The sequence below is a fragment of the Nostoc sp. FACHB-280 genome, assembly GCF_014697615.1.
GTDB lineage: Bacteria > Cyanobacteriota > Cyanobacteriia > Cyanobacteriales > Nostocaceae > Nostoc_B.
Map to the genome: position 1 here is coordinate 224,362 of NZ_JACJSD010000002.1, position 23,416 is coordinate 247,777.

Genomic DNA, 23,416 nt, shown 5'->3' on the forward strand with positions numbered 1-23,416 from the left:
AAAAAAACAAGTTAAATCAATGTTTTGTTTCTTCAAGTCTTAATTCGCTGCGGTATAGTCGATGAATCTCACAATAATTTCTGTTTCAAGGTTATGTCATTATCTATTGCTCATTTAGGCCCACCAGGTACTTATGCAGAACAAGCGGCGGTTTTATATGTCAACTGGCTAACCAAAGCAACGGGAATTGAAGCTACTTTATGCCCATATCCCAGTATAGCTCAGTCACTCCAAGCCGTGGCGGCAGGCAAAACACAGTTAGCGGTTGTACCAGTAGAAAACTCTATTGAAGGTAGTGTGACTATGACAATGGATGCACTATGGCAATTGGATAGTTTACAAATTCAATTGGCTTTAGTGATGCCCATTGTTCATAGCTTAATTTCTGGTGCTTCTGGCTTAGATAAAATTGAAAAGGTTTATTCTCACCCCCAGGCTTTAGCCCAATGCCAAAATTGGTTGGGACAATCTCTGCCAAATGTACAAATCATACCGAATAATTCTACAACAGAAGCTCTACAATTATTAAAGCAAGATTTGACAGCAGCTGCGATCGCCTCTTCTAGAGCCGCCCAACTCTACAACTTGCCAATTCTCGCCCAAGGCATTAATGACTATCCTGAAAACTGTACTCGCTTTTGGGTAGTGAGTCAAAATAACGCCAAGTTTGAATATCACATCAATAATTTAAATCCTACTCATAGCTCTTTAGCTTTTAGCTTACCTGCAAATATGCCTGGTGCGTTAATTAAACCTCTGCAAGTATTTGCTGAACTAGGAATTAATCTCAGCAGAATTGAATCTCGTCCTACCAAGCGTTCTTTAGGAGAATATGTGTTTTTCCTTGACCTAGAGACAGATATTCAACAACCAAAAATGCAATCTGCTCTAGCCGATTTAATAGAATATCTAGAAATCTTAAAAATCTTTGGTAGTTATGGTGTTTTAGCAGTTAACACTTTGGAACTATAATTGCAAAATTAACTGCTAAATGATTCGATCCTTAATAGTATTTTGTTCAGAAGTTTTTTTCTACAGGCAGAATTCAGGAGTCAGAATTTAAATTACATATCCCTTATTGTTTCTGGACATCATTAGCGTCTACTCTTGCATGAATAAATAATTAGGAAACTGCAAGGTAGAACGCTAATAAGACTCGTATTCTAGTTAATTTAGCTTACGACTTCTGATTGAAAGTATCTTTCAACACTGAGCGAGCAGCTAAATGATTACGGGTAGAAGTTAAAATTTCCGCTTCTCGTTCTAAACGAGAGGCCGTATCTTGCATTTCTAACAATGATTGTTGTTCGGCTGCAACGCCATAGAGGTTACTAGCTACCCAGTAAGATAGCTCTATTGGCAAGTCTGGTAATTCTTCTGGTAGTTCAATATTTTGTTCTGTTAACTTAGCCGAGAGGCGTACTACATCTTTGAGCAACTGTTCAACTTCTGCTCCCAAAGGGCGCAAATCTTTGCTAGGTGGCTCATCTTCTATCCACTGTACCAAACCGACACGATAAGGCTTTTCTCGCACATACTCTAAGACACGAAATCGTTGCTGTCCGAGAGTCAGCATCTTCATCCGGTCGTCTGGTAGGCGCTGGTAATGGATAATTTCTGCACAACAGCCAACATTGGCAATTGTACCTTTTACTGGATCGACCATTAATACTCCAAACCTGCGATCGCTCTCCAAAATCGTGTTCATCATGATTCGGTAGCGAAATTCAAAGATATGTAATGGTAATGGTCTGGTAGGAAAAAGAACTACTTCGGGTAACGGGAACAGAGGTAGTTCACGAACAGCAATTCTAGATGAAGATGTCATTGTTACCTTAGTATAAATTTAATTTTAAAAATTTATTGTTCTCTGCTTTCCCGTACTTTATTTACATTCTATCACTAAATAAAAAGCCCTGAGATCAATTTTCTCAGGGCTAGTTCAGTATTCACACTATAGTCATTGGTAAAAAAATCAGTAACCAAGAGCTAGAACTCAGTATTTAGAAGCATACTGCTAAGTTTGAATTGTTTGGCAAAACCTGACACTAAGGCTAGGCTATGAACTTACCGCACAGTATTCTGTATGAGTTGTGAATAAATTAACTGGGTTTAATAATGCGTTAATTAGTCTTGATTCCTGAATTCTCACTGCTAAATTTTTCTAAACTACAGTTTGACTTCAATATCAACACCAGATGGCAAATCCAACTTCATTAAAGCATCAATAGTTTTAGAAGAAGGCTGGTAGATGTCAATAATTCTGCGGTGAGTACGGGTTTCAAAATGTTCCCGTGAATCTTTATCTACGTGCGGAGAACGCAATACGCAATAGATTTTCCGTTTTGTAGGTAAGGGAATTGGGCCTATGGCTGTCGCGTTAGTCCGGTTAGCTGTATCTACAATCTTCTCGCAAGATGTATCCAACAATCGACGGTCAAAAGCTTTTAAACGAATTCTAATTTTCTGCTGTTGTAGAGTTGCCATCTTTAATTTTCCAGGTTCTGATTTATTAGGGGAGTGGGGAATAGATACGGGGCTTCAAGAAAGTAAAAAGTTAAAAGGTAAAAGATTTTTTCTTTTGACTTTTGCCTTTTATGTTTTAACTTCTAGCCCCTACTCACACAATTAAGTTCAGATAAAAGAGCAGAGAGGCGTTCTACCATCTCTGCTCTTAATTATTTAGAGTAAAAGGGTACTACTTGACGATTTTTGCGACTACACCAGCACCGATGGTGCGGCCACCTTCACGAATCGCAAAGCGCATACCTTGTTCAATAGCGATCGCGTTGATCAATTCTACGGTCACTTTGATGCGATCGCCTGGCATCACCATTTCTACTGCTTCACCTTCATCAGAGGTAAAAGCTTTAATGGTGCCGGTTACATCAGTTGTCCGCACATAGAACTGAGGACGGTAGCCTGCGAAGAATGGTGTTTTACGACCACCTTCTTTTTCAGTGAGTACGTATACTTCACCTTCAAACTGGGTGTGAGGAGTAATAGAACCGGGTTTAGCAATTACCATACCCCGTTCAATATCTTCTTTTTTCAGACCACGCAGCAGTACACCAGCGTTGTCCCCTGCCAAGCCTTCATCAAGGCTCTTCTTGAACATTTCAATCCCGGTAACAGTAGTACTACGAGTATCTTTCAGACCCACTAGTTCTACGGTATCGTTCACCTTAACTTTGCCGCGTTCGATACGTCCGGTAGCCACTGTACCACGACCTGTGATGGTGAATACGTCTTCTACCGCCATCAAGAAGGGTTTGTCAATGTCACGCTCTGGATCAGGGATGTAAGAATCTACCGCATCCATCAATTCGTAAATTTTATCCACCCAAGGATCTTCCCCACGTTGGGTTTTGGGTGCAGAGGTCATTTTTTCCAGAGCTTTCAGACCAGAACCTTTAATCACAGGAATATTATCACCATCAAACTCATAGCTCGATAGTAGTTCCCGAACTTCTAGTTCGACCAACTCTAGCAATTCTTCGTCGTCTACCATGTCTTCTTTGTTCAAAAAGACAACTAGTTTAGGAACCCCTACTTGACGAGCTAACAGAATGTGTTCACGAGTTTGGGGCATAGGGCCGTCGGTAGCCGCTACTACAAGAATAGCGCCGTCCATTTGTGCTGCACCAGTGATCATGTTTTTCACATAGTCAGCGTGTCCCGGACAGTCTACGTGAGCATAGTGACGATTTGCGGTCTCATACTCAACGTGAGCAGTGTTAATTGTAATACCCCGTGCTTTCTCTTCAGGTGCGTTGTCGATTTGGTCATAACCTTTAGCTTCGGCTTGACCGAGAGCAGCTAAGGTCATGGTGATAGCTGCTGTTAAAGTAGTTTTACCGTGGTCAACGTGGCCAACAGTACCGATGTTAACGTGGGGTTTATTTCTTTCAAACTTTGCGCGTGCCATGAATGCTCGTTTCCTTTTCTAATTAAGCGTTCCCTTTGCTTTTTGCAATGATAGTTTCAGCCACGCTGCGAGGCACCTCTTCGTAGTGGCTGAACTCCATCGTAAAAATACCTCGACCTTGGGTTTTCGACCGGATATCGGTAGCGTAGCCAAACATGGTTGCCAGTGGAACTTTGGATGCCACTTTAGCGAGTCCCTGTTCAGTGCTTTGGCTTTCAATCTGCCCTCGGCGGGAGATGAGGTCTCCAATAACGTTCCCGATAAAGTCTTCAGGAACTTCCACTTCAACTTTCATCATAGGCTCTAATAGTACTGGTGAAGCTTTCAGCACAGCTTCTTTCATCGCCATTGAACCAGCAATTTTGAAAGCCATTTCCGAAGAGTCTACATCGTGGTAAGAACCATGAACTAGCGTCGCTTTCACGTCAATCAGGGGATATCCAGCTAAAATCCCAGATTCACAGCTTTCTTTCATACCTTGCTCGGCGGGGCCAATGTACTCTTTAGGTACTACGCCACCGACAATTTTAGAGACGAATTCAAAGCCGGTACCGGGTTCTCCTGGCTCCAAATTGATCACAACGTGACCATATTGACCCTTACCACCACTTTGGCGGATGAACTTACCTTCCACGTTGGTAACTGCTTTCCGAATCGTTTCGCGGTAAGCTACTTGTGGCGCACCAACATTCGCTTCCACCTTGAATTCGCGTAACATCCGATCCACCAGAATTTCTAGGTGGAGTTCTCCCATCCCTGCAATTACAGTTTGGTTTGTTTCTGGATCAACATTGACGCGGAAGGTTGGGTCTTCTTCGGAGAGAGATTGCAGAGCCTTGGATAGCTTATCCATGTCGTTCTTGGTTTTGGGTTCAACCGCTACCGAGATCACAGGCTCTGGAATAAATAGGGATTCCAGTATTACTGGTGCGCCTTCATCAGTGATAGTATCACCTGTTAAGGTATCTTTTAATCCTAACGCAGCACCCAAATCACCAGCCCGTAGTTCCTCTACGTCTTGACGATCATCTGCCTTCATTAGAACTAAGCGGGAAATGCGTTCTTTTTTATTCTTGGTAGCATTTAATACATAACTACCCTTTTTCAGAACACCAGAATAAACACGAACAAAGGTTAGGCGACCGTAAGGGTCAGCCATAATCTTAAATGCCAAAGCAGCTAGAGGTTCGTTGTCATCCGCCCGGCGCTCGACTGTATCACCATTTGCAAGTGTGCCTTGAATGGGAGGTACTTCTGTTGGCGCGGGTAGGTAATCTACAACTGCATCCAACATTAACTGCACGCCTTTGTTTTTAAAGGCTGAACCACAAAGCACAGGCACGATTGTGCCGGCAATTGTCCCTTTGCGAAGGGCTGCCCGGATTTCTTCTTCTGTCAGTGCTTCGCCATCGAAGTACTTAGTCATCAAAGCGTCATCGGTTTCAGCTACTGCTTCTACCAGCTTGGTGTAGTACTCTTCAGCTTGCTCTTGCACCTCTGAAGGGATATCCGTTTCTTGGATATCTGTACCTTGGTCGTTGTTGTAAATGTATGCACGCTTCCGCACCAAGTCTACAATGCCTTTGAAGTCGTTTTCGCTACCAATGGGCAGTTGAATTGCAATGGCATTTGCTCTTAGGCGATCGCGCATTTGCTCATGAACTCTGTAGAAGTTCGCGCCTGTGCGATCCATTTTATTAATAAAGGCGATCCGAGGTACTGCGTAACGGTCTGCTTGCCGCCACACTGTCTCCGATTGGGGTTGAACACCACCTACAGAACAAAATACAGCAATTACACCATCTAATACGCGCATGGAGCGTTCTACTTCAATGGTGAAGTCTACGTGACCAGGAGTATCGATAATGTTAATTTGATAATCTTTCCAACTGGTACTGATTGCCGCAGCAGTGATGGTGATTCCCCGCTCCCGCTCCTGTTCCATCCAGTCGGTTACAGCTGTTCCTTCGTGAACTTCACCAATTTTATGAATTATCCCAGAGTAAAATAATATTCTCTCTGTTGTTGTTGTTTTGCCCGCATCTATGTGCGCCGCAATACCGATATTGCGTACTTTCTCTAGCGGGTTTGTACGTGCCACAGTAGCCTCCTATAGTTTTTGCCTCATGATATCTTGTATATTACTCTTTGTTAAGATTCTATACTTTTACGGATTACCGTCTGGATTTTTATCAGTCGGCGATATACCGCTTATTGAGGCAAGATATATCGCTGTGCTGCTTAATAACGATAGTGTGCAAAGGCTTTGTTAGCTTCAGCCATCCGGTGCGTTTCTTCACGCTTACGGATTGCATTACCTGTTTCGTTGGCTGCATCCATTAACTCATTAGCTAATTTGCCAGCCATTGTGCGCCCTGGCCTGGAGCGCGAAAATTGTACTAGCCAACGCAGAGCTAGGGTAGTGCCGCGTTCGGAACGGACTTCCATTGGTACTTGGTAAGTTGCACCACCTACACGACGCGCTTTCACTTCTACCAATGGTGTGGCATTACGTACTGCTCTTTCAAAGGTTTCTATTGCAGGATTTCCAGTGCGCTCCTCAATAGTTTTCATTGCATCATAAACAATGCGGGCGGCTAAGGATTTCTTGCCGTGACGCATGATCCGGCGAATTATCATGCTCACCAGCCGACTATTATAAACGGAGTCAGGCGGAACTGGCCGCCTTTGAACTACACCACGACGAGACATACTTTACCCTTACATTCGGAATTTGGCAACGAAATTATATGCTATCAGACCGCGCAGTACTGGAGTGGTGGAAGCTGCCACTCAGACTGCTGCAATTTTTTTACACATTTGCAGCGACCCTGAATTGCTGATTTGCTATCTTGGATGGGATAGACAAAGCGACAACATCACAGGTATGAGTTGACAAATGAAAATGCTGCTGTCGCTTACAGCAATTTTCATTAAACCTACACTTGCTCGCTGAGTGCAGGCTGGCAGTGGTAGCTGAACTAATTTAAATTTTGAAAATAGAGGCTTGTATCTATTTTCACAACTGTTTAATGGCGATCGCTAACTTTTTATATTTTTATCGCTTCCAGAGAAAGCGACTAATCGCCACTAGGCACGACTAATCGCCTCTGCCTTATTTTTTAGCGGCTTCTTTCGGGCGTTTGGTTCCATACTTGGAACGACCTTGTTTGCGGTCTTTTACACCTGCCGTGTCTAATGTGCCACGAATGATGTGGTATCTTACGCCTGGTAAGTCTTTAACCCGGCCACCACGAATCATGACTACGGAGTGTTCTTGTAAGTTGTGACCAATGCCTGGAATGTAGGCTGTTACCTCAAATCCAGATGTCAGTCTTACCCTTGCTACCTTACGGAGAGCTGAGTTAGGCTTTTTAGGTGTGGTTGTGTAGACTCTTGTACAAACACCGCGCCGTTGCGGGCATTGCTTGAGAGCTGGAGACTTGGTTTTCTGACGCGCTTTTTCGCGTTCGCTACGTATTAGTTGCTGTATGGTTGGCATGGGTCACAGCGCGTGAAGCTGCTTAGGGGTCTAAGTTTTAACAAATCCTGATTATATCTTTTTTAGTACTTTTTTGTCAAATTACTTTGACTGTTCAACAGCTAAATGTCAATAGTGATAAATTTTTGACTATTGACCATTGACTATGGACTCTTGATGAATCGCAAATGAATTGCCACAACTACAGGTGGCAATAGCTTGAGGGTTGTGGAAACGAAATCCTCCCCCCATCAAATCTTCGGAATAATCTAATACTAACCCATTGATGTATTTTAAGCTTTGATTGTCGATCAAAACTTGCAGACCTCTAACTTCAAAGATGCGATCGCTTGTTTGGGCAACCTCAGCAAATGACATATCGTAAAATAAATCTGAGCATCCCCCTGGTTTTACAGCTAATCTCACCAAGGTATTGGTTTTTTGCTTAGACTTTAATCGTTCAATTTCAATTTTAGCAGCTTGACTCAGTTGAATCATTGAATTCATTTTGGCAGTTGATAGCCAGGATAGAAAATATGGCGGATCTGAAAAACTCAAAAAACTGGTTTTGGCTATTTCATTGTAAATGAAGAGGTTTACTTGCAAAAGCCACTCTGAGCTTGCTTCATTGCCACAAAACTTTTGATTAACTGAATACTGAGTCGTGAAAATAATGCCGATTTGTAGCGTTAAAAGTTGCAGCTAAATTATTGGTTAGATATTTTGGTCATTGCTCCTCCGTAAATTTCTGGATAATTCAGGTGAGAAATTTACGGAGTTTTATTGTGAGGACGACTAAATTAACTGATGAGACTTAGTTTTCTGTCCGAGAATAATCATCCTGGTAGCGAATAATGTCATCTTCACCCAAATATTCGCCATTTTGTACCTCAATTAAGATTAGGGGAATCACTCCGGGATTTTCTAAACGATGGGAGGTGCATTGAGGGACGTATGTAGATTGATTATTGCCCAATAGTACTTCTTGATCGCCACAAGTGACTCTCGCGGTACCAGAAACAACAATCCAGTGTTCGCTGCGATGGTGGTGCATTTGCAAGCTGAGGCGATGTCCAGGTTTAACTTCGATGCGCTTGATTTTATATCCACGTCCTTCTTCCAAAATAGTAAAAGAACCCCAAGGGCGCAATTCGGTTGCAGCAACACTTCGATTAGCGATCGCCGCAGGCAGTGGTAGAGTCTTAGCAGGTGCGGTTTCTTGATATTGAGCCATAGTTACCTCATTTGGAGACATAACAAGCTGTCCTTTCTCTTAACCATTGATGGAAAAATCTGGCGCAATCTTGCAACCGTGAAAATCAGCAATTCAATTACACCTTGCTAACCATAACAAAATCAAACTTTAGGGTGTAAAGAGTCACGACTCAAACTATCGTGAATACATAAACTCTTTACCTAGCGTTAGAACAGCTTATTCTAATCTTTAAAAAATCAGCTTGAAGGGCTAGAGGCTAGAGGTTAGAGGCTGGAGGTTAGTGTGAAACTCCAATTCCCAATATGTTTTAATTTTTACTCTCTAGCCTCTAACCCCTAATTATCTTTGTTGCCAAAAAATACCAATACCATTATGCACACGAGCCGCCGTATTGGGAGAACGGTCGAGTAATTGTCCGCTTAAGTACAAACTAGTTGAACTACCACCATCTAAATTTAAAGCATTCACACAACCCAAATTTTTCATTAATTGAGCGTGTTCTGCGAGTGTCGGCCCGGCTCCACCAGCGCGGTTATGCACAGCAGCGATCATCAGTGTACCTGTGGCTGTAGTGCAAATTCCACTCCGAATAGCTTTTTCGGCAATAAAAGCATTGCTGAACTTTTCAGCTTTTGCATCTAGAATAATTTGACCGTTTTGAATTAATAAAGGCCCTGCTCCGATAATGTTGGGGTAACGGCTAAAGTCAACTGGGGTGGTGTTACTAACCAAAGTTACCTTTGTACCGATGGGTAGTTGAGTCGCGGTAGTTGCAGCCGTTCCCCGCAAGGTTAACAAGTAACCATCTTGGGGAATAGGAATAGGAGTTTGACCAGCTTTTCCGCCTGATAGCTGACTGCTAACTTCATTGTTTTGAACTACAAGGATGCTTTCATTGTCTGTGAGGGGAGTGTAAGTTTTTCCCCAGTTAGGAGTATAACGAGCAGCACCGCTTTGAACGTAACCACTATTGAGAAATAAAATTGGTAAGCGGAAATTATTCGGAGCAGTTAAAGTTTCTTGTAATGTCAGGCGACCTACGTAAAATTGCCCAGAATTATTCCAAGCGATCGCACCTCTATTTAAAATTGGCCCGGATAACCACTGATTATCTCGACGAATTGCGCCTAGAGGCAATTTATTATTGCGGTTAAAATAGCCACCATTAATTGCTGCTAAAGCTAAGTATTTTTGCGCTGTTTGCAGTAAGGGTGCTGTGCCAACTAAAGTTTCTGGAGTTGTCCAAATTGGTTTTATAGTCAGGTTGCGGGGGTTAGCTTCCAACCACACTACCGGAAAACGTTCTTTCCCTAAATTAATAAATTGCTGTCGCCAGCGTAACCCATCCGCCCAAGCAATATTGCGCTCAACCATTGCATCAGGGCGAATCTCGATAATCAGGCGATTTGGGTTATTTACTGTAGTGATGCGGGGTGCTGAACCAAAAGGAACACTCAGACTAATAATTGTTTGGTTATTCACCACCTCTATTTTTTGAAGCAGGCTATCAGGGTTTGGTTGTGGTGGTGGTAATTGTTTGATCTGGTTTGGTAGAGATGGTGGTGCTGGTGTTATTGGGGTGTAACGTTGAATTAAAGCTGGATCAGTTAAAGCATCCAGGGTAATGCGCCATTCTCGATTCGGTATCGTTGTGGGTTGAGGTGCGATCGCATCTGGATCATCTGCTACTGGTGTTTGAGTCGGTTTAATGGGTAATCCTTGTCTAACTATCCACGGTGTGGGACTGTCTAAATCAACCACAACGCGGTTTTCCCGGATAGTAGAAGTACCAGGAGGATTGAGAGCCTCATAACCAATAATTAGATTTTTGATTCGCGCTTGGGGAGTGACAATTACTAAAGTGTTACCATTGACTTGTACCTGCCAATTTGCTTTTTGGGCAAAGTTAGTAACATCAAGATAGCGGTATCCGGCTTGGAGGAGAGTTACTAAGGTCTGTGGGGTTGAAGAAAACCACTGAATTGGCTGTTGGCTGGGATTATTGCTATTTAAAAAATCAACTCCCATCGCCTGACGAAATAAACCATCACTGAGATAAATAACTTGCTGATCAACTACCCCTAATCTGACCATCCAAGCACCGGGGATGGTGCGACCATTGAGGGAAATTTGATTACCAGCAGATTGGGCTTGTCGTCGCAACTGTCCTGGTTGTGGGTTGATGGGAGGCTGTTGAGCGATCGCCATCCAGTTAGGAGATACACTAAGAATTGTGGCAATTATGGGTGATGCAATTAAGCGCAAGGCTTGATGTTTGACAGGCTTAGTCACAGCATTATGAGATTTTTGGCGATACCAATTTGGCATTTTTAACATATTTGATCCAGTGCTTTTGCAAGTTATCACTTTCAAAACAGGAAAGTTAATTGTGACTAACTCTGGAAATTGGGTGATTTAACTTCTCCAGAAACGTGATAACCTATATGTTGGCTAGTTATCTCTGATGAGAAATACCAGCCTTGTTTAAGCTAAAACCACTGTAACTGACTGTTTTAACTGGCACTAGTTCCTGCCAAACTATAAGATATATAGTTTTGGTCATCAAATGTATATATACAATAGTCTTTCCTCACTAATAGTTGCTATGCTGTTACTTAGAGGTGAGGCACAGTTATTAGTAACAAAAGTTGCAACTGGTGAGCAGCCAAGAATAGACAACAATAAAAATATTTAGGAATTGTCAAATGGGTATATAGTGTAATACGCTGATTTTGTTGCTGAATCAGGAATCTTACAGCTTTTACAATAGTGAATTTTTCATGAAAATTTGATGTTAGGTCAGTTAATACTGTCTACCTGACAAACATCTATCATCTGAAAAAAACCTGGAAAATACTTAGTTTTGAAACCAAATACATAAAATTAACACAATATGTAGTTTGTCTAAACCAGCATAAACACAGAAGAATCAACGCAATAATTTTAACACGGTTAAGTCCATAAATAACCGCAGTTAAAATTTTTTTTCCCTAAATTCTCGTGCTTTATGTATGACTGTGACGCTAAATTGCGAAACTTTCCCTCCCAAGCAGTGGCAAAATTTGTGACTTAACTTTCAGGAATAGGCTATGAACGATCAAAGGGTGAATCAATTGCAAACAATGTCATTTTCGGATAACAACTCTCAAGATACCTACCAAGGACAAAGGTGGTTAGTAGAGGAAAGAGATGCCTGTGGTGTAGGTTTTATTGCACATCGCCAAAATATTGCCAGCCATGAAATCGTTACTAAAGCCTTAGCCGCATTGACCTGCTTGGAACATCGGGGTGGTTGTAGTGCTGACCATGACTCTGGTGATGGTGCAGGGATATTAACAGCTATTCCTTGGGAGTTGTTACAAAAAGAATATTTCTCAGGCAGGATGGAAATATCATCTACCAGCAATGTGGCTGTAGGGATGATATTTTTACCCCAAGACCGGGAATTAGCTCAAAAAACCAAAGCCCAAGTTGAAAAAGTGGCGGCGGAAGAAAAATTTACAGTATTGGGCTGGCGAGAAGTACCAGTACATCCCCATTTATTGGGAAAACAAGCCAAAGAAAATCAACCCCAAATAGAACAAATTTTTCTGGCTGCGGATCACTCTGGTGATGAATTAGAAAGACAGTTGTACATTGCCCGCAAGCGAATTTTTAAAGCAGCCAAAGCTGTCTCGGAAGATTTTTATATTTGCTCTTTATCCAGCCGCACCATTGTTTATAAAGGTATGGTACGTTCGGCTGTGTTGGGAGATTTTTACGCGGATTTACAAAATCCCGCATACAAGAGTGCCTTTGCAGTTTATCATCGCCGCTTTAGTACCAACACAATGCCGAAATGGCCGTTAGCACAGCCTATGCGGTTGTTGGGACATAACGGCGAAATTAATACTCTGTTGGGTAATATCAACTGGATGATGGCTAGAGAAGCGAGTATTAGCCATCCAGTATGGGGCGATCGCAATGATGAACTCAAGCCTTTAGTAATTTTAGATAGCAGCGACTCCGCCACCTTAGATAATGTCCTAGAACTATTGGTGCGTTCGGGACGCAGCCCCTTGGAAGCCTTGATGATTATGGTTCCAGAGGCTTACCAAAATCAGCCTTCCTTACAAAACTATCCCGAAATCACTGACTTTTATGAATATTACAGTGGTTTGCAAGAAGCTTGGGACGGCCCGGCATTGCTAGTTTTTAGTGATGGCAAGAAAGTAGGCGCAACCCTAGACCGCAACGGCTTAAGACCTGCACGTTATGTAATTACTAAAGATGATTACATCGTCGTGGCATCAGAAGCAGGTGTAGTTGACTTCCCCGAAGCCGAGATTGTGGAGAAAGGCAGACTAGGCCCAGGGCAAATGATTGCCGTGGATTTAGAAAGTCATGAAATTTTGAAAAATTGGGAAATTAAACAACGCATTGCCCAACAACTTCCCTATGGGGAATGGTTGCAAACCCATCGCCAAGATTTGAAGTCATTAGTCAACAATCATGGGACAAATGGCAATGGCAATGGCAATGGCAATGGTAACGGTAAAGGTCAATTCACCGTTGACAAACAAATCTTACTTCAGCGACAAACTGCCTTTGGCTACACCAGCGAAGATGTCGAAATGGTGATTGAACAAATGGCGGGGAATGGTGCAGAACCAACGTTCTGTATGGGGGATGATATTCCTTTGGCGGTATTGTCTAATAAACCCCACCTGTTATATGACTATTTCAAACAGCGTTTTGCTCAGGTAACTAACCCACCAATTGACCCACTGCGCGAAAAGCTGGTGATGTCCTTGAAGGTGGAGTTGGGCGAACGGGGTAATTTATTAGAACCAAAGCCAGAATATGCCAAGAGACTGAAGCTAGATTCCCCAGTCTTGACAGAAGTTGAGTTAGATGCAATTAAGGCTTCTGGTTTTGGGACGGCAGAATTATCAACCTTATTTGCGATCGCTAACGGCCCAGAAGGATTAAAATCTGCTGTAGCCGCTTTACAAGCCCAAGCTGCCGAGTCAGTGCGGGCGGGTGCGAAAATATTAATTTTGAGCGATCGCGCTGGTGGTGGTATTAGCCCAGAATTAAGCTACATTCCACCTTTATTAGCTGTAGGTGCAGTCCACCACCACCTGATCCGCGAAGGCTTGCGGATGAAGACATCCTTGATTGTCGATACCGCCCAGTGTTGGAGTACACATCACTTTGCTTGCTTGATTGGCTATGGTGCAGGTGCTGTTTGTCCCTACATGGCTTTAGATACAGTCCGGGATTGGTGGTTTGAACCCAGAACTCAGCAGTTCATGGAACGGGGTAAATTGCCCAGCATCAGCTTAGAACAAGCTATTGGTAACTACCGCAAAGCTGTAGAGTCAGGATTGCTGAAAATCCTCTCCAAGATGGGCATATCCTTGCTATCTAGCTATCAAGCAGCCCAAATCTTTGAAGCGATCGGGATTGGTGGCGATTTATTAGAAATCGGATTTAAAGGTACAGCTTCCCGGATTGGTGGTTTGAGTGTTAGTGAACTGGCGCAAGAAGTCCTATCGATTCACAGCAAAGCTTTCCCAGAACTCACAGCCAAGAAATTGGATAACTTGGGCTTTGTTAACTACCGTCCTGGTGGTGAGTACCACATGAACAGCCCGGAAATGTCCAAAGCATTGCATGAGGCTGTTAAAACCAAGCAATACGACCATTACGAAGTTTACAAACAATATCTCCAAGGGCGACCAATTACGGCGTTAAGAGACTTGCTAGACTTCCAAAGCGATCGCCCCTCAATTCCTTTAGAAGAAGTAGAAGCCGCAGAATCAATCCTCAAACGCTTCTGTACTGGGGGGATGTCTTTGGGTGCATTGTCACGGGAAGCCCATGAAGTTTTGGCGATCGCCATGAACCGGATTGGTGGTAGATCCAACTCTGGGGAAGGTGGCGAAGATCCAGTCCGCTACAACGTTTTAGATGATGTAGATGAGTCCGGTTATTCACCCACCCTCCCCCATCTGAAGGGCTTACGGAATGGTGATACAGCTTCTAGTTCCATCAAGCAAGTTGCATCAGGGCGGTTTGGTGTTACACCAGAATATTTAGCCAGCGCCAAACAAATCGAAATCAAAATCGCCCAAGGTGCAAAACCAGGGGAAGGCGGACAACTACCAGGGGCAAAAGTCAGTCCTTACATTGCGATGTTGCGGCGGTCTAAACCCGGTGTAACTTTAATTTCACCGCCTCCGCACCACGATATCTACTCCATTGAAGACTTAGCACAGTTGATTTTTGACCTGCACCAAATCAACCCGAAAGCGCAGGTATCAGTCAAACTAGTGGCTGAAATTGGCATCGGCACAATTGCCGCAGGTGTAGCCAAAGCCAACGCCGACATCATTCAAATTTCTGGTCATGATGGCGGTACAGGTGCATCACCTCTGAGTTCGATTAAACACGCTGGTTCACCGTGGGAACTCGGATTAAGTGAAGTGCATCGTGTCCTAATGCAGAATAGTTTGCGCGATCGCGTCATCTTGCGGGTAGACGGCGGACTCAAGACAGGCTGGGATGTCTTAATGGCTGCGTTGATGGGTGGCGAAGAATTTGGCTTTGGTTCCATTGCCATGATTGCCGAAGGTTGCCAAATGGCGAGAGTTTGCCATAAGAATACCTGTCCAGTGGGTGTAGCAACTCAAGATGAAAAACTGCGCCTGCGGTTCAAGGGTATCCCCGAACACGTCGTTAACTTCTTCTACTTTGTTGCTGAAGAAGTGCGGAGTTTGTTAGCCAAACTCGGCTATCGTTCCTTGTCAGAAATTATTGGTCGCGCAGACTTGTTAACAGTCCGTCCCGAAGCGAAACTCGCCAAAACCCAAGCCTTGAATCTCAACTGCTTACTGCAACTACCAGATACAAAAGAAAATCGTAGCTGGTTAGTGCATGAAGAAGTTCATAGCAATGGCCAGGTAATTGATGACCAATTGCTGGCTGATAGCGAAATTCAAGCCGCCATTCGCAACCAATCGACGGTGACGAAGAACTTAAAAATAGTCAACACCGATAGAACGGTTGGTGCAAGATTAGCTGGTGCGATCGCATCTCAATATGGCGATGGTGGCTTTGAAGGACAAATTAATCTCAACTTCCAAGGTAGTGTAGGTCAAAGCTTTGGTGCATTTAACCTTTCTGGGATTACTTTAACTCTGGAAGGGGAAGCCAACGACTACGTTGGTAAAGGGATGCACGGTGGTGAAATCATCATTAAACCCCCAGCAAAAGCTACTTATGACCCATCCAAGAATGTGATTGTGGGTAATACCTGCCTTTATGGTGCAACTGGCGGCTTCTTATTCGCCAACGGTTTAGCCGGTGAACGCTTTGCTGTCCGCAACTCCAAAGGTACAGCCGTCGTCGAAGGCGCAGGTGATCACTGCTGCGAATACATGACTGGTGGTGTCATAGTTGTCCTCGGTAAAGTCGGACGTAACGTTGCAGCTGGGATGACTGGTGGTTTGGCATACTTCCTTGATGAAGATGGTTCCTTCCCTGAACTAGTCAACCGGGAAAACGTCAAAATCCAGCGAGTTCTAACAGAAGCAGGTCAAAAACAACTGCAAGATTTAATTAGAACTCACGCAGAACGCACTGGTTCACCCAAAGCCAAAGTCATTCTGCAAAATTGGTCAGAATTTGTCTCTAAGTTCTGGCAATTAGTACCACCTTCCGAAGCTGATAGTCCAGAGGCTAATCCGCAAGCAGTGGTAGAAAAACATCTGAGTTCGGTGTAGTTAATCGCTGATGAGTTATGAAAAAAGGGGACAGTAGCAACGTCCCCTTTTTTGATCACAATTAAACTTATAGAGGAGGCAGGAGTTAAAAGTTTTACTACACCTGACATTCATACTTTTGAAATGTCCTCACCTATCCTTCGACTGCTATATTGCGAAATTTTTTAAATACACTATTTCTGCACTTTCACCAAATCAGATTTTAACGCGCAAAGTTGAGCAATGAATTACGACACAGCCCGCAAACTGCTTGTATCTCAAACAATCACAACCGAAGACAACCCTGATGCTTTATTGATGCGGATGAAGCAGGGAAAACCACCAGTTCCAGGTCAGATTACCTCGATTTTGTTGGCGTTAAAGGTTGTGTTTGAAGCCCTCAAAGATGTACCTAGCCTAGACCGCGAATTAACTTTTGCCCTTTATCAGTTAAGTGTCAAGACACAACAGTTATATGTAGCTGGACGCAAAGCTGGGGTAGAATGGCCACCCCTACTTAAAGAAGATTTAGTGAGAATTTCTCTGGCTGTAGAAAGTATCTTTTCTGGTGTGTGGCAAACCCCACCAACTGGGGGATTTGGCGGGGTTTAAGATTCAGCGAGTTTGTAATTCTTGTAGCAATTTTTCGACATCAGTTTTGAGTAAAACTGTCATTTGTCCAGTGAAAGCTTTACCGTTGCGCGGTTTAGCTATTTCGATCCAATAAGCATAGCGATCGCCTATACGTAATTGTCCTTGTAAAGCTTCTTTAATTGGAGTTTTGGCAAACCGCGCCGAGTTAACTTCACCTTGGCTGGGGTAGTCATACACCACCTGACCTTGATTAAAATCTTGATAGACATCATAGCCATAAATTACCCGCAGAGATTCTTGCAGGCGTTGAAAACTCATCCCATTAATCGCATCATACATCGCCAAGCGTTCGTAACGAATCCGGTTTCGCTCTTTGGCAAACCCCACTTTACCCGGAGGTAATACTGAAGCCTGAAACGTGAATCGTTGGGCGGCGGTGTCACTCTTCTGCACATATAGTTTTTCACCACTTCCAGGGCGTAGCGTCGGATGAGCATTCATCCAAGTCGTAACTTCTTCTGTAGTTTGTCCTGGTAAAGCATTAGCCTTGGAATTTCCCAGCATTCCCACGCATAGCCAGGGAACTAGAGAAAAAGACAAAATTAAACCATTCACCAAAGATTTTTTTAGCATTTTCCTATTCGGGACTTACATGGAAATTTCCCCAAAGGGGGTTAACCATAGTTTTCCCGTTTTCGGAGGAATAATGTCAGAAGAGCAATTTGATAGCGAGATTATTCTCCAGCAAGTTCTCGCGCAATATCCATATTGGCAGCTAGTACACGCACAATTTCTACAGGGTTTTCTCCTCGATAGATCAAGAAGTAGCGGGGATGCACCAACCAAAAACGAACAGGTAACGGTGTCAAGTCAGAACGATACTGCCCTATTCTGGGGTTGTCTGTCAGTAATTCACAGGCTGCAAGAAGTTTATCCAGCATCCGTTCAGCAGCATCTTGATTATCTCGTCCAATATAAGCGTAAATCTGCGCTAAATCATTCTCGGCTTGCTTCGAGAGAATATAAGGTTTCGGAGTCATTACACGCGCTTTTTCATCAATTTTTGCGCTTTGCTGCGTACACGCTCCCGGACTCCTTCGGCGGGTAGGCTTTGAGCATTGTCAAGTTCCGAAAGACCGATGGCAATTTGTTCATTCAGCCACAGTTTATATTCTTCAGAATGGTCGTTAAAACGTTTTAACAAACGCAATCCTTCCCGAATCACTTCACTTTGGGAATGATACAAACCAGACTCAACTTGTTTTTGGACAAACGCTTCTAGCTCAGGAGTCAGGGAAATATTCATTTGTGCCTCGCTTTATAACCAGAATAGCTATTATGATAACAATTTTTGTTATTGCTTGTGTTTCAAAGATACAGCCGATGGTTACAACAGCAGTTGCCAAAATTGGTATATTTTTAAGTATTTTCTGGATTATTCACTGCTAAAAAAGCAACTTTAGCTGCGGCTTGTTCAGCAGCTTTGATAGAACGTCCTCTACCTTCACCGAGTTTTTTGCCATGTAGCCAAACTTCAGCAGCAAATCGCTCTTGATTGCGGTTAGGTTGATTAATTTCCTCGACACGATATTCTGGTAAAACTTTAAATTGAGCTTGCGTCCATTCTTGTAAAGCCGCTTTATAGTTGAGTCGAGCCGGATCAAGCCTAATTTCTGCTGCTAGTTGTTCAAAATGAGGATCTAACCACGGACGGATGAGGTCTAAATTATTGGTGCTGAGGTAAAGCGCCCCCAACACAGCTTCAAAAGCATCCGCCAGCCGTGATTCTTGACCAACTTTATCGCTGGTGGCACTACCAGCAACTAATAAATACAGTTCTAAACCATATTCTCTGGCCAATTGGGCGAGAATGCGATCGCTCACTAACACCGAACGAATCGCCGCAAAATCTCCAACTTGGCAATCTGGATATTTTTCCCACAAAATCACAGCCGCCGCTAGTCGCACCACTGCATCACCAACAAATTCTAGTTGTTCGTAATTCGCTGAATCAGATACCGTTGGATGAGTCAAAGCCAAATCCAACAGTTGCCATTTAATGGGTGCTTCCAATGGCAAACCTAACTTTCTTACTAAACTTTCCAGCTGTCTTTGACGGCGGGGATAAACAATTGTCATTAGTCAATAGTCAGTGGTCAATAGTCAACAGTCAATAGTCTTTCGTTTTTACTTTTGACTATGGACTCAAAGAGGAGAGAGTTGGTAGTAAGCCGGGTTCTGTTATCTGTGTAAAAAACTTTACAAGATGGCAGTTATCTATCTGGGACGTTTGTTACCAAACGCCTCTAGCGGCTCTCATACGCGGAACTGGTAAAAGACCAACCGTAGTTCCTCTGGCCTTGCTCCCAACCGGGGTTTACCGAGCCAACACCTCTCGATGTTGCTGGTGCGCTCTTACCGCACCTTTGCACCCTTACCAAAAATAGGTTAGAGGTTACAGTGTACAGGTTACAGTTTCTTACCTGTTCCCTGTCACCTGTTCCCTGTTAACTGATTTTGGCGGTATCTTTCTGTGGCACTATCCTCACGATCGCTCGCACTGGACGTTATCCAGCAAGTTTGGTCTTTCGGGAGTCCGGACTTTCCTCAAAACTATGATTATGTATAGTTCTGCAACTGCCAGCGCCTACTCTCTCCCTACTTACAGTGTAATCCTGGATGGCATAATGTGTTCGATTTGGATTATTTCTTCTTCTTATTCCAAGGTAGAGCGTAAGTCCAAGGTAATTTTTTGATGGTGAAAGGACAATTGATCAAATACATTGGCGGAATATTGATACCGGGTGCTATCCCCACGCGAACATCAGATATTCTTAATACTAGCTGTAAAGAAAATTCTAGCTCTTTACCTCGATTCATAAAGTCGTTATATAGCTTCTTTTGAGGCGGGCCACCATTTTTCAAGCCACTAATACTAACTAGTGGTTTTTTTGCGGAGTAAGTTCCGGCTGTAGCATCCAACTCTAGAACATCTTCGGCTGTTACCTTTTCTGTCAAGGTTTTTTTCGGAGTAATTAAGCTGGGAGTTTGTGGTATTGCTAAGTCACGGGTTACAGATGGTGAAATCCGAATTACCCGACGCGATTGTTTAGTATGTTCAACAACCAAAGTGCAGTTTTCCCAGTCAACATAAACTGCTAGGTTCTCTGATTTATTTTCAATGGTAAGTTGCAATTCTTTTAAATCATCTAATCCGTAAACAGAATTGAGTTTAAAAGAAATTCCGATTTGGTCTTTGAGTTCTTGGGCTGTTAGTTGTTCATTGACTGCATCAGCTTTATATGTATATTTGATTTTATCATCAATAGATTCAATCATCCGATTGAAGGTGTAAGATACACCTATAATATAAAGTGTCAATACAACTAAATTTTGATCACCGCTACCTCTGATCATTTGGATTTTTATCTCCCTGAATTTGTTGTGATGATTTAGCTTCAATCATGTTTAATACTGGAAAAATTCGCCAGCCATCCTCTGCGCCAAAATAGTATCAGTAAACTAACTGCGATCGCTACCATTAAAGCCAAGCAAGCCGGATAACCCCAATACCAATTTAGTTCAGGCATATTGTATGGTGATTTATCCGTATTGAAGTTCATCCCATAAATACCCGCAACAAAAGTTAAAGGAATAAAAATTGCCGAAACTACCGTCAGTAGCTTCATAATTTCATTCATCTTATTACTGACTGCCGATAAATAGACATCCATTAATCCTGAAGCTAATTCTCGGTAAGTTTCTACCATGTCCATAACTTGCACTGTATGGTCATAGCAATCTCGCAGATAAATTCTGACATCTTCACTAATTAAATCGCTACCATCTCGAATCAAAGCATTAATAGCATCGCGTTGTGGCCAAATAGATCGACGCAATTGTAAAAGCTCTCGGCGAATTTGATAAATTTGCTGGAGTGTTTGTGGAGTAGGTTTCAGGATTACTTCTTCTTCTAATTCTTCAATGCGTTCTCCATACAATTCCAACACCGGGAAAAAACCATCAATAATAGCATCTAACAGTGCATAAGCTAAATAGTCAGATTTCTGTTTGCGAATAATCCCTTTACCTTTATCAATTCGCATTCTGACACTATCAAAACAATCATGTTCTGGTTCTTCTTGGACTGTAAGCAAGTAATGTTTTCCTAAAACAAAACTTACCTGTTCACTATAAAAACCGCAGGTTTTTTCTTTCGGCACAACCATGCGAGAAATTATGACTAATTGGTCTTCATAATCTTCGATTTTGGGGCGTTCTCCCATATTAACGACATCTTCTAAAATCAGAGGATGTAACTCAAAAACTTTACCCAAACGTTGTAATATATCTTGACTACCTACACCTTGAACATCTACCCAAGAAACTGATTCCGTATCCAAGTAACTCAAACATTCTTCGGGAGTAGCAATTTGTTTACGGATAAAATTTGTTTGATTGTAATCAAACAAAACAATTGTGGGCGCTTCTGCATTTTCATCAATAATCAGAGTTCCTGGTATGTTTCCTGGTTGATGATAAAAATCTTGGAAGTTGGGCTTACGAACTTTTTTTGTCAGACGACGAACTTTGCTAATCATTTGTTAATTGTCAATTGTCATTGGTCATTGGTGAGGATTGTAATCTAAAAACCAAAATGCTATTACGAATGAGCCAGTGTATAAAAAAACAGCTTGTCTTGGCAAGACAAACTGTTGACAAAGATAAATATATTTATTTGGGAAATCTGGGCAGGTAGGATTACATCATACCCATGCCGCCCATACCACCCATACCACCCATGCCGCCCATACCGCCCATGCCGCCCATGTCAGGTGCAGCAGGTTTTTTCTCTGGTTTCTCAACAACGATCGCTTCAGTAGTCAGAACCATCCCCGCAATCGAAGCAGCATTCTGCACAGCAGAACGCACAACTTTGGCAGGATCAATGATTCCGGCAGCAATCAAGTCTTCAAATTCTCCGGTAGCAGCGTTGTAGCCGATGTTAAACCCGCTTTCTTTAACTTTGGAAACGATGACAGAACCCTCTGCGCCAGCATTGTCAGCAATTTGACGTAGAGGTGCTTCTAAGGCACGTTTGATAATGTCTGCGCCAATTTTTTCTTCATCGTTGAGGCTGTTCTTAATCTCGTCAATTTTGGTAGACAAGTGAATTAAGGTTGTACCGCCACCAGGCACAATTCCTTCTTCAACGGCGGCTTTGGTGGCGTTGAGTGCGTCTTCAATGCGGAGTTTGCGGTCTTTGAGTTCCGTTTCTGTGGCTGCACCGACTTTAATCACGGCGACACCACCAGCTAATTTGGCAATGCGTTCTTGCAGTTTTTCTTTGTCGTATTCGGAATCAGTTTCTTCTAACTGTTTGCGAATTTGACCAATGCGCTTTTGAATTTCTGGCTTGGTGCTGCTACCTGCAACAATTGTGGTGTTTTCTTTATCAATTGTAATTTTGCGGGCAGTTCCCAGCATTTCTAAAGAAGCGGTGTCTAAACTGAGGCCGATTTCTTCAGAAATCAATTGACCATCGGTGAGGATGGCAATATCTTGTAGCATCGCTTTGCGGCGATCGCCAAATCCAGGTGCTTTGATTGCAGCTACATTCAGCACGCCCCGCGCTTTGTTAACTACTAAAGTTGCCAAAGCATCTCCTTCGACATCTTCGGCAATAATCAACAGTGCTTGACCCAAACGGGCAACTTTTTCCAGTACGGGAACTAATTCTTGAATACTGTTGATTTTTTTGTCGGTAATCAGAATCCGAGCATTTTCAAACTCAACAATTTGCCGTTCGTTGTTGGTGATGAAGTAAGGAGAAATATAACCTCTGTCGATTTGCATCCCTTCAACTACTTCTAGTTCTGTGGTCAGGGATTTAGATTCTTCAACGGTGATGACACCATCTTTGGTGACTTTCTCCATTGCTTCTGCCAGCATTGCGCCGACTTCTTCATCATTACCGGCGGAGACTGTAGCTACTTGAGCGATCGCAGAACCTTCAACCGGCTTGGCAACTCTGGCAATTTCTTCTACCAATGCCTCAATAGTTTTGTCAATGCCACGCTTTAAGCTGATGGGGTTAGTACCAGCAGCAACGTTTTTCAGACCTTCTTTAATTAATGCCTGTGCTAAAACGGTGGCGGTAGTAGTGCCATCCCCAGCAATATCCTTGGTTTTTGATGCTACTTCCTGGATGAGTCTGGCACCAGTATTTTCTAAGGGGTCTTCTAATTCAATTTCTTTGGCAACGGTGATCCCATCATTAACAATCTGGGGTGTGCCGAATTTCTTTTCTAACAGGACGTTACGACCTTTGGGGCCTAATGTGATTTTCACTGCATCGGCCAGGGCATTAACACCCCGTTCCAGCGCCCGCCGTGATTCTTCATCAAAGGAAATAATTTTAGCCATGTTTCACTTCTCTTGCGCTTCCT

At 43.0% G+C, this 23,416-nt stretch carries 19 protein-coding genes and 1 other RNA gene; 3 read left to right on the forward strand and 17 right to left on the reverse strand.

Translation table 11 applies throughout. The features are described 5' to 3' along the window. Nucleotides 1–93: 93 nt before the first annotated feature. Entirely contained in the window at nucleotides 94–972 is an 879-nt protein-coding gene (gene pheA, locus H6G75_RS02815; RefSeq protein WP_190978476.1) for a prephenate dehydratase, read from the forward strand. Nucleotides 973–1,177: 205 nt separating this feature from the next. On the opposite strand, the gene H6G75_RS02820 is transcribed toward pheA, so the two are convergent. The 9 genes from H6G75_RS02820 to H6G75_RS02860 form a co-directional block, all read right to left on the reverse strand. Then, a complete protein-coding gene (locus H6G75_RS02820; RefSeq protein ID WP_190978477.1) occupies nucleotides 1,178–1,828 on the reverse strand; it encodes an LON peptidase substrate-binding domain-containing protein in 651 nt (216 codons plus the stop codon). Nucleotides 1,829–2,169: 341 nt separating this feature from the next. Beyond that, on the reverse strand, nucleotides 2,170–2,487 hold the full coding sequence (gene rpsJ / locus H6G75_RS02825) for a 30S ribosomal protein S10 (RefSeq protein WP_015113498.1): 318 nt from the start codon (nucleotides 2,485–2,487) through the stop codon (nucleotides 2,170–2,172). A 211-nt stretch (nucleotides 2,488–2,698) separates the two neighbouring features. Next, nucleotides 2,699–3,928, reverse strand: a complete 1,230-nt coding sequence (tuf, locus tag H6G75_RS02830) for an elongation factor Tu (RefSeq protein ID WP_190978478.1) — start codon at nucleotides 3,926–3,928, stop codon at nucleotides 2,699–2,701. A gap of 22 nt (nucleotides 3,929–3,950) precedes the next feature. After that, nucleotides 3,951–6,029 (reverse strand): elongation factor G, encoded by a 2,079-nt coding sequence (gene fusA / locus H6G75_RS02835; protein ID WP_190978479.1) that lies wholly within the window; start codon nucleotides 6,027–6,029, stop codon nucleotides 3,951–3,953. Between the two features lie 140 nt (nucleotides 6,030–6,169). Further along, a complete protein-coding gene (gene rpsG, locus H6G75_RS02840; RefSeq protein ID WP_190978480.1) occupies nucleotides 6,170–6,640 on the reverse strand; it encodes a 30S ribosomal protein S7 in 471 nt (156 codons plus the stop codon). Between the two features lie 403 nt (nucleotides 6,641–7,043). Beyond that, nucleotides 7,044–7,430, reverse strand: coding sequence for a 30S ribosomal protein S12 (gene rpsL, locus H6G75_RS02845; protein WP_062297066.1), 387 nt, complete (start codon nucleotides 7,428–7,430; stop codon nucleotides 7,044–7,046). A gap of 129 nt (nucleotides 7,431–7,559) precedes the next feature. Beyond that, nucleotides 7,560–7,907 carry an iron-sulfur cluster assembly accessory protein gene (locus tag H6G75_RS02850; RefSeq protein ID WP_190978481.1) on the reverse strand — a complete coding sequence of 116 codons (348 nt, stop codon included), beginning with the start codon at nucleotides 7,905–7,907 and terminating at the stop codon, nucleotides 7,560–7,562. A 316-nt stretch (nucleotides 7,908–8,223) separates the two neighbouring features. Further along, the gene (locus H6G75_RS02855) at nucleotides 8,224–8,643 is read right to left on the reverse strand and encodes a phosphomannose isomerase type II C-terminal cupin domain (protein ID WP_190591681.1); all 420 of its coding nucleotides are present in this window, start codon (nucleotides 8,641–8,643) and stop codon (nucleotides 8,224–8,226) included. Nucleotides 8,644–8,964: 321 nt separating this feature from the next. Next, the gene (locus H6G75_RS02860; protein WP_190978482.1) at nucleotides 8,965–10,962 is read right to left on the reverse strand and encodes a phosphodiester glycosidase family protein; all 1,998 of its coding nucleotides are present in this window, start codon (nucleotides 10,960–10,962) and stop codon (nucleotides 8,965–8,967) included. Nucleotides 10,963–11,714: 752 nt separating this feature from the next. Here H6G75_RS02860 and H6G75_RS02865 point away from each other — a divergent pair. Together H6G75_RS02865 and H6G75_RS02870 are read left to right on the forward strand one after the other, a co-directional pair. After that, a complete protein-coding gene (locus H6G75_RS02865) occupies nucleotides 11,715–16,394 on the forward strand; it encodes a glutamate synthase-related protein (RefSeq protein WP_190978483.1) in 4,680 nt (1,559 codons plus the stop codon). A gap of 222 nt (nucleotides 16,395–16,616) precedes the next feature. Then, nucleotides 16,617–16,985 carry a Dethiobiotin synthetase gene (locus tag H6G75_RS02870; protein ID WP_190978484.1) on the forward strand — a complete coding sequence of 123 codons (369 nt, stop codon included), beginning with the start codon at nucleotides 16,617–16,619 and terminating at the stop codon, nucleotides 16,983–16,985. Between the two features lie 3 nt (nucleotides 16,986–16,988). Here the strand turns inward: H6G75_RS02870 and H6G75_RS02875 are convergent, their stop codons facing one another. From H6G75_RS02875 to groL, 8 genes are all read right to left on the reverse strand, one after another. Further along, the gene (locus tag H6G75_RS02875) at nucleotides 16,989–17,600 is read right to left on the reverse strand and encodes a hypothetical protein (protein ID WP_190967119.1); all 612 of its coding nucleotides are present in this window, start codon (nucleotides 17,598–17,600) and stop codon (nucleotides 16,989–16,991) included. Between the two features lie 101 nt (nucleotides 17,601–17,701). After that, nucleotides 17,702–18,007, reverse strand: coding sequence for a type II toxin-antitoxin system RelE/ParE family toxin (locus tag H6G75_RS02880; RefSeq protein WP_190978485.1), 306 nt, complete (start codon nucleotides 18,005–18,007; stop codon nucleotides 17,702–17,704). Continuing rightward, complete coding sequence (locus tag H6G75_RS02885; RefSeq protein WP_190871000.1) at nucleotides 18,007–18,273, reverse strand: type II toxin-antitoxin system ParD family antitoxin; 267 nt, start codon at nucleotides 18,271–18,273, stop codon at nucleotides 18,007–18,009. Before H6G75_RS02885 ends, H6G75_RS02880 begins: the two co-directional genes overlap by 1 nt. A 113-nt stretch (nucleotides 18,274–18,386) precedes the next feature. After that, nucleotides 18,387–19,106, reverse strand: a complete 720-nt coding sequence (gene rnc, locus H6G75_RS02890) for a ribonuclease III (RefSeq protein ID WP_190978486.1) — start codon at nucleotides 19,104–19,106, stop codon at nucleotides 18,387–18,389. Nucleotides 19,107–19,178: 72 nt separating this feature from the next. After that, nucleotides 19,179–19,622, reverse strand: an RNA gene (gene rnpB / locus H6G75_RS02895) — RNase P RNA component class A. A gap of 48 nt (nucleotides 19,623–19,670) precedes the next feature. Continuing rightward, the gene (locus H6G75_RS02900) at nucleotides 19,671–20,384 is read right to left on the reverse strand and encodes a hypothetical protein (protein ID WP_190978487.1); all 714 of its coding nucleotides are present in this window, start codon (nucleotides 20,382–20,384) and stop codon (nucleotides 19,671–19,673) included. 41 nt (nucleotides 20,385–20,425) lie between these two features. Next, entirely contained in the window at nucleotides 20,426–21,568 is a 1,143-nt protein-coding gene (gene corA, locus H6G75_RS02905; RefSeq protein ID WP_190978488.1) for a magnesium/cobalt transporter CorA, read from the reverse strand. A 160-nt stretch (nucleotides 21,569–21,728) separates the two neighbouring features. Beyond that, a complete protein-coding gene (gene groL, locus H6G75_RS02910) occupies nucleotides 21,729–23,393 on the reverse strand; it encodes a chaperonin GroEL (RefSeq protein WP_190978489.1) in 1,665 nt (554 codons plus the stop codon). Nucleotides 23,394–23,416: the final 23 nt, after the last annotated feature.

What these genes read in the sequence shown, in the direction of transcription:
- pheA (WP_190978476.1), top strand. Translation starts at nt 94, where the DNA reads ATGTCATTATCTATTGCTCATTTAGGCCCACCAGGTACTTATGCAGAA.
- H6G75_RS02820 (WP_190978477.1), bottom strand. Translation starts at nt 1,828, where the DNA reads ATGACATCTTCATCTAGAATTGCTGTTCGTGAACTACCTCTGTTCCCG.
- rpsJ (WP_015113498.1), bottom strand. Translation starts at nt 2,487, where the DNA reads ATGGCAACTCTACAACAGCAGAAAATTAGAATTCGTTTAAAAGCTTTT.
- tuf (WP_190978478.1), bottom strand. Translation starts at nt 3,928, where the DNA reads ATGGCACGCGCAAAGTTTGAAAGAAATAAACCCCACGTTAACATCGGT.
- rpsG (WP_190978480.1), bottom strand. Translation starts at nt 6,640, where the DNA reads ATGTCTCGTCGTGGTGTAGTTCAAAGGCGGCCAGTTCCGCCTGACTCC.
- rpsL (WP_062297066.1), bottom strand. Translation starts at nt 7,430, where the DNA reads ATGCCAACCATACAGCAACTAATACGTAGCGAACGCGAAAAAGCGCGT.
- H6G75_RS02850 (WP_190978481.1), bottom strand. Translation starts at nt 7,907, where the DNA reads ATGATTCAACTGAGTCAAGCTGCTAAAATTGAAATTGAACGATTAAAG.
- H6G75_RS02855 (WP_190591681.1), bottom strand. Translation starts at nt 8,643, where the DNA reads ATGGCTCAATATCAAGAAACCGCACCTGCTAAGACTCTACCACTGCCT.
- H6G75_RS02860 (WP_190978482.1), bottom strand. Translation starts at nt 10,962, where the DNA reads ATGTTAAAAATGCCAAATTGGTATCGCCAAAAATCTCATAATGCTGTG.
- H6G75_RS02865 (WP_190978483.1), top strand. Translation starts at nt 11,715, where the DNA reads ATGAACGATCAAAGGGTGAATCAATTGCAAACAATGTCATTTTCGGAT.
- H6G75_RS02870 (WP_190978484.1), top strand. Translation starts at nt 16,617, where the DNA reads ATGAATTACGACACAGCCCGCAAACTGCTTGTATCTCAAACAATCACA.
- H6G75_RS02875 (WP_190967119.1), bottom strand. Translation starts at nt 17,600, where the DNA reads ATGCTAAAAAAATCTTTGGTGAATGGTTTAATTTTGTCTTTTTCTCTA.
- H6G75_RS02880 (WP_190978485.1), bottom strand. Translation starts at nt 18,007, where the DNA reads ATGACTCCGAAACCTTATATTCTCTCGAAGCAAGCCGAGAATGATTTA.
- H6G75_RS02885 (WP_190871000.1), bottom strand. Translation starts at nt 18,273, where the DNA reads ATGAATATTTCCCTGACTCCTGAGCTAGAAGCGTTTGTCCAAAAACAA.
- rnc (WP_190978486.1), bottom strand. Translation starts at nt 19,106, where the DNA reads ATGACAATTGTTTATCCCCGCCGTCAAAGACAGCTGGAAAGTTTAGTA.
- H6G75_RS02900 (WP_190978487.1), bottom strand. Translation starts at nt 20,384, where the DNA reads ATGATCAGAGGTAGCGGTGATCAAAATTTAGTTGTATTGACACTTTAT.
- corA (WP_190978488.1), bottom strand. Translation starts at nt 21,568, where the DNA reads ATGATTAGCAAAGTTCGTCGTCTGACAAAAAAAGTTCGTAAGCCCAAC.
- groL (WP_190978489.1), bottom strand. Translation starts at nt 23,393, where the DNA reads ATGGCTAAAATTATTTCCTTTGATGAAGAATCACGGCGGGCGCTGGAA.